The following is a 6,360-nucleotide window of genomic DNA, read 5'->3' as shown; positions in this document are numbered from 1 at the left end:
ATCGCGGCCGACCATGAAGCCGTTGACGTCTTGCAGGAACACGAGCGGCAGCCAATTCTGATTGCAGTCCATGACGAACCGGGCCGCTTTGTCGGCGCTATCGACATACAGCACACCGCCAAATTGCAGCGGCCCGTCGGCCGGCCGGACGCGATGATGCTGATTGGCCACAATGCCGATTGGAAATCCGCCGAGCCGAGCCGTGCCGCAGACGAGCGTCTGGCCAAACTCGGCCTTGTATTCGTCAAAAGTATTGGCATCGACGAGGCAATCCAGCACGTCGCGGATTTCGTATTCGTCGCGCGGATTGTCGCTCACCAAATTGTAGAGATCGTTTCCGGGTCGTTTTGGCTCGACGGGGGCGAGCCGAGCAAACGGCGCCGGAGAATTCGGCTCGTCCGGGCGAACGGCGGCCGACAGGCGGCGCAGACGTTCGAGGCAGGCCTCGTCGTTTGGATCGCGATAGTCGATCGTGCCGCTCACCTGCGCGTGCATTTCGGCGCCGCCGAGTTCCTCGTGCGACACTTCCTGCCCAATCGCGCTTTTCACGAGCGCCGGCCCGGCGAGATAAAGCCCCGAGCCTTCTGTCATCAGCAGCGTGTCGCAGAGGACCGGCAAATAGCCGCCCCCCGCCACGCAGTTTCCCATGATCGCGGCGATCTGGCCCAGTCCCGCCGCGGAGATCACGGCATTGTTGCGGAAGATGCGGCCGAAATCGTCTTCATCGGGAAAGACATCTTCCTGGAGCGGCAGAAACACACCGGCCGAATCCACTAAATACACGAGCGGCAGCCGGTTCTGCATTGCGATCCGCTGGGCGCGGAGCACCTTCTTCGCCGTGGCGGGGAAGAAGGCGCCCGCCTTGACCGTGGCATCGTTAGCGATGATCATCTGCCGCCGTCCGGAGATCGTGCCCATCCCGGTGATTACGCCGGCCGCCGGGGCGCCGCCGAACTCCTGATACATTCCCCAGCCGGACCAGAGGCCGACCTCGAAAAACGGCGTCCCAGGGTCCGCCAGTCGCTCAACCCGCTCGCGGGCGGTGAGCCGGCCTTTGGCGTGCTGACGCTCGATCGCCGAGTGACCGCCGCCGAGCGTGATCTCGGCCTCAGCTTCACGGAATTGAGCGATCAGTTCGGTAAGCATCGATCGTGGCGAGTGACAGACGTAGAAGGTTGGTTTCCCGCGAATCATTGTCCGATTTTGAAACACGCACGTTTGGCACGCGGCGTGCAACCAGACTCGTCATCGTCAATCCGGAATCAGTCTAAACCATAATAACGTAACGTGGCAGACAGCCTAACAGGAGGGTTTGATATGAAGACTCGCATCGTGTTCTCTGTGGCGGCATCATTCGCGGTGATTGGCATCGGCGGTTCGGCATTCGCACAAACCACGCCCGGCTCTGCGCACGCTACCACGACGGCTGTCAGCGTAACTCCAGTCATGGCTGGGCCTATCGGCGTTTACAGTCCGTTGGCAGGAACTCCCGGTTATGGAACGATCGCCGGAAGTTACCTCAGTGGAAAGGGCGCGTATGTTCAGGGATTGGGCCAGTATAATTACAATACGGCTCTCGCCGCCCGCCAGTTGGAGGAAGCCAAACGGCAGGCAATCGACAATCAGGTGTACGCCGAAAAGTCTTATTATGAGATGCGGCGTATCAATAATGAGAATTGGCTTGCCGATCATCCGCGTTCGACGCCGGAGCAAGCTGCCCAAATTGATCAATCGCGGCTCCCGCGACGACTGACATCGAGCGAGCTGGATCCGACGTGGGGCCAAATTCGCTGGCCTGTCGTGCTGCAACGCCCGGAGTTCGACAAGTATCGCGCCGAATTGGACGACATCTTCGCCCATCGTTCGGAGGAAGCCTCCGGCGTGGGAAGCGCGATGTACGACCATGTTCAAAAGTTCGCACGCGACATGCGGAGTGCCTTGGACAAAGAGCACGACACGATGACCCAAATGGAATGGATTCATTCCATGCGGTTCATCGAATCGCTGGCTTATGAACCGAGGTTCGCTCCAGGAGTGGTCATCGGCATGAATACGCGTTGATTCTGGCAGATGGCCGGGACAATTCCGCCAAGCGCGGATGATCTGGGGCAGGAGGCGAGACTCGGCAAAGGGTTTCGCCTTTTTTCATGCGCGTGAACTTGCCGTCAGACTAGGCGTAGCAACTTTAGCGGCTATTCCGATCATGCGGTCGCGGCGGCGAGCGCGATTGAACGGCTTTCACTCCCAAAACGATGCAATCTTGCCACGCCGCCCCGCACGGGTGATGACCCAACGCAACGCGGCAATCCGCAGGGGCAAAGGAGACGGCGATGAATCGAGCACTTAAACCTCTTGTGGAGAATGCCTTGTGGCATGTTGACTAACGGCGCCGACCTGGGCGGCATTGAATCTGCTTTCCTTCGGTTTGCCGCAATGCTCTTCCGCTCATTGACACGACAGTTGCTCTAAAGGTCGAGTGCTGCGGCATACCGCGACGAGAAACGGTCCGCCACCCGCACAGACCGAAAGCGCGAAAGGCGCAATGCGAAAATGTCACTCGATCGCTAGCCCGCCTGCGACACCAGCACCCTAGAGGAACATCTCTTGTCAAAGTCCAAGAAGACTCCCGTTCGGAAAAGTGCCTTGCGCGTGCAGTCTTCGCGTCGCACCCGTTCCAGCGCTGGCCGCGGTGCCCCGGCCGGCTTTCCCAAGGCCGATCGCCTTGGTGCTCGCGAGGAGCCCTCGCCGATCGGGCCACGGATCGTGGCGGCCGAAGAATTCGATGCCGCAGACGAGCTGCACTCCGATATCGAGGCCGACGAGCTGGTCGCCGAAGAAATCCCAGAGCGTTTCGGCGACGAAGTCGACCTCGACTCGGCCGTCGAGGGGCATATCGACGACCCGGTCCGCATGTATCTCATGCAGATGGGGGAAATCCCGCTCCTTTCGCGGCCCGAGGAAATCTCCGCCGCCAAGGAGATTGAGCGCACGCGGACCCATTTTCGCCACAGCATGTTGGCCAGCGACTACCTGCTGCAAGGGGCCATGGGGTTGTTGAAGAAAGTGCGCGACGGCAAGCTCCGTCTCGACCGGACAATAGAAGTCTCAGTCACGAATACCGCCGAAAAGAAAAACCTGCTCAAGCGACTCGATCCGAATCTCAGGACTCTCGTGCAATTGCTCCGGCAGAACCGCAAGGACTTTTACGTGGCGATCAGCAAGCGGCAGCCGATCGAACTGCGTCGCGCGGCATGGCGGCGATTGGTCCGCCGCCGCAACAAGGCCGTCCGCCTGATCGAGGAGTTGAACCTGCGCACGAACCGGCTCCAACCGCTGTTGGACAAGATGACCGAAATCCGCCAGCGCTCGCTCGACATCCGCCACCAATTGAAGATTGGGCACGGCGGCTCGCTCGGCCCGCTCGACGAGCTGCGCCGCGAGCTGCGGCAGCTCATGCGGATCACACTCGAAAGCCCCGGCACGCTCGATCGCCGCATGAAGCGCACCGCGTATTGGCAGAAGAAATACGATCAGGCCAAACGCGTGCTCTCCGCCGGCAATCTGCGGCTGGTGGTCTCGATCGCCAAGAAATACCGCAATCGCGGGCTCAGCTTCCTCGACTTGATCCAAGAGGGAAACACCGGGCTGATGCGGGCGGTGGATAAATTCGAGCATGCCCGCGGATACAAGTTCTCGACCTACGCCACCTGGTGGATTCGCCAGGCAATCACTCGGGCGATTGCCGATCAGAGCCGGACGATCCGCCTGCCCGTCCACATGATCGACACGATGAGCCGAGTCCGCACGGTGACGCGCGATATGGTGCAGCTCACCGGCCGCGAGCCGAGCGTCGAGGAGGCGGCCGACGCGGCCGGCCTGTCGATCGACGATGCCCGTTGCCTGATGAAGATGGCCCGGCAGCCGCTTTCGCTCGACCAGCCGGTGGGGGACCACGACGACAGTTTCTTCGGCGAATTCATCCAAGACCATCGCGAGGACGATCCGCTGTACGACGTCAATCAGCAATCGCTCAAGAGCCGGATCGCCGACGTGCTCTCGGAATTGAACTATCGCGAGCGCGAGATACTCCGCCTCCGTTACGGATTGGTCGACGGCTATGCCTACACGCTCGAGGAGGTCGGGCAAATCTTCTCGGTCACGCGCGAACGGGTCCGCCAGATCGAGGCCAAGGCCGTGCGCAAGCTCCAGCAGCCCTCGCGTAGCCGCATCCTCGCCAGCTTCCTCGACCTGCCGATGCCGAATCTCGCGGAGGTGCCCGCCGAGTGAATGACGAATGACGAATCGCAAGCCGTAGGGCGCGTCAAGGCCCTGCGCAGACGCACCGTGAAGCGGAATAAACGAAGCGCGTGCCAGCAAGGTTCCGGTGCGTCAGCGCGGACTCGACGCACCCTACCGCTAATCACGAATGGCGAAGGATTCATTTTGATTGCGTCTCCCCGCGAGAAGGGTATAATCGCCAGTCGAGGCGTTCTCAATCGGAGGGTGCGGCAATGGCCCGATCGGCGCGACGCGGTTTCACGCTCGTCGAGCTGTTGGTGGTGATTTCGATCATCGGGATTCTGATGGCATTGCTGCTGCCGGCCATCCAAGCATCGCGCGAGGCCGCCCGCCGGATCGACTGCTCGAACCGGCTCAAACAGCTTGGTTTGGCGGCCCTCAACTTTCATACGGCACGACAGAGATTCCCACCGGGATACCTCGGAATCTATCCACCGACGGTTCCTTCGCTCACCCAAGATCAATGGGTGGGGGTCATTCCGTATCTCTTGCCGTATTTCGAGAAGAAAGTCGTGTATCAGACGATCGATCCGAGCGTGCTGCAGATCAATCAGTCAAATCCTCCTTGGTGGACGAATGATAGTGCATGGGCGGCGGCACAAACTCGGTATTCCGATTTGTTATGCCCTTCGGCGCCGGACGCGCTGCCATTGACCGGTACATTTGCGCTGCTTCATGCCTACGCGGCGCCCGCGGGTTCGGGCTTCGTTCAAGCTACGCTGACGGGCGAATACTTCGACCCTCCCCCTCCAGGCGACTCCCCGCTTGGGCTCACGGACTACCTGGGATCCGCGGGGGCATTCGGCTTTACGCAGGTGCCGTTTTTCGATCGCTGCAAGGGAATATTCACGGATAGGTCACGCGTCGCGATTTCTCTCATCCAGGATGGGACAAGCAAGACACTCCTGTTTGGCGAGGCATTTGGTGCGCGGGACGGCGGCGATTATACGCTAGGGTATTCATGGATGGGATGCGGTGCCATGCCCGAGGGCTGGGGGCTCGGCGATGGACGCATGGATCAATACATTGGAAGCTGGGGTCAATTCAGCAGCCAGCATCCAAACATCGTGACATTCTGTCTTGCGGACGGTTCGGTCCATTTCATGGCGAAGGATATCTCAGGAGATGTTTTGAACTCTCTTGGCGGAATCAATGATGGCGATTATGTCGACCCCGCCTTGTTGAAATAGCCGTTCGTGAACCACCGTGCCCGTCCATTGTTGAACGCCTTCTCTGGAACGCCGCTGTGGAAATCATTCGGAAGAGGGTGTTGGCACTCTCGGCCTGCTCATTGATAGCGATCATGGGCTGTGGGCGGGACCGGCCATCGGTTGAGATTCCCGAACATCTTACACCGAAGCCGAACAAGCCGCCGACAAGCATAGAAGCCCGTCAACTCACGGCGCCCGCGACGAACGGCGAACCAAGAGCGCATTCAACTGGATCTGTTCGATCGAAACCGGATTAGACGGTGTTCGCGCGCATTCTGACGGCAATCGTTGGCTTGATTCTTCTCCCGCTCGTCGGGTCGGCTGCCGAGCCGGCGCGCGGCGACAAGTATTTCAAGATCACGATCGTCGATCGCGAGACGAGGCGCGGCGTGCCGCTCGTCGAGCTGCGGACGGTTGACAATGTTCGGTATTACACCGATAGCAATGGCGTCGTGGCCTTCAGCGATCCGGCGCTAATGGGAGAAGAGGTCTTCTTCCACGTCTCGAGCCCTGGTTACGAGTTTCCCAAAGACGGCTTTGGAAATCGCGGCAAGACGCTTAAGGCGGTCGCAGGGGGCAGCGCTCAACTTGAAATCGATCGGATTAATATCGCCCAGCGGCTCTATCGCATCACGGGGGCCGATATCTATGCCGACAGCCTGCTCGTCGGGCAGGCCGCGCCGATCGCCAAGCCGCTGCTGAACGCGCGGGTGGTCGGCCAGGATAGCGCCGTGAACGCGGTCTATCAAGGCAAGCTCTATTGGTTCTCGGGCGACACGAGTCGTCCCGGTTATCCGCTGGGAAACTTTGACACGACAGGAGCGACGTCGATCTTGCCCGATCGGGGTGG

General features: G+C 60.3%; 5 protein-coding genes. 4 read left to right on the top strand and 1 reads right to left on the bottom strand.

The features are described 5' to 3' along the window. Window positions 1-1,146: carboxyl transferase domain-containing protein (locus VGY55_17870; protein ID HEV2971847.1), on the bottom strand; the 1,146-nt coding region annotated here is incomplete at its 3' end. A gap of 171 nt (window positions 1,147-1,317) precedes the next feature. Here VGY55_17870 and VGY55_17865 point away from each other — a divergent pair. The 4 genes from VGY55_17865 to VGY55_17850 form a co-directional block, all read left to right on the top strand. Further along, on the top strand, window positions 1,318-2,061 hold the full coding sequence (locus VGY55_17865; protein ID HEV2971846.1) for a hypothetical protein: 744 nt from the start codon (window positions 1,318-1,320) through the stop codon (window positions 2,059-2,061). A gap of 777 nt (window positions 2,062-2,838) precedes the next feature. After that, the gene (locus tag VGY55_17860) at window positions 2,839-4,287 is read left to right on the top strand and encodes a sigma-70 family RNA polymerase sigma factor (protein HEV2971845.1); all 1,449 of its coding nucleotides are present in this window, start codon (window positions 2,839-2,841) and stop codon (window positions 4,285-4,287) included. Window positions 4,288-4,511: 224 nt separating this feature from the next. After that, window positions 4,512-5,489, top strand: coding sequence for a DUF1559 domain-containing protein (locus tag VGY55_17855; GenBank protein HEV2971844.1), 978 nt, complete (start codon window positions 4,512-4,514; stop codon window positions 5,487-5,489). 281 nt (window positions 5,490-5,770) lie between these two features. After that, the coding region (locus tag VGY55_17850; GenBank protein HEV2971843.1) for a hypothetical protein at window positions 5,771-6,360 on the top strand (590 nt) is incomplete at its 3' end.

The organism is Pirellulales bacterium, from assembly GCA_035939775.1.
Classification (GTDB): domain Bacteria; phylum Planctomycetota; class Planctomycetia; order Pirellulales; family DATAWG01; genus DASZFO01.
The sequence above is the reverse complement of the archived record's forward strand: the minus strand, read 5'-3'. Positions and strand labels throughout refer to the sequence as shown.

Coding starts and splice junctions, on each gene's coding strand:
- VGY55_17855 (HEV2971844.1), top strand. CDS start 4,512: ATGGCCCGATCGGCGCGACGCGGTTTCACGCTCGTCGAGCTGTTGGTG.
- VGY55_17865 (HEV2971846.1), top strand. CDS start 1,318: ATGAAGACTCGCATCGTGTTCTCTGTGGCGGCATCATTCGCGGTGATT.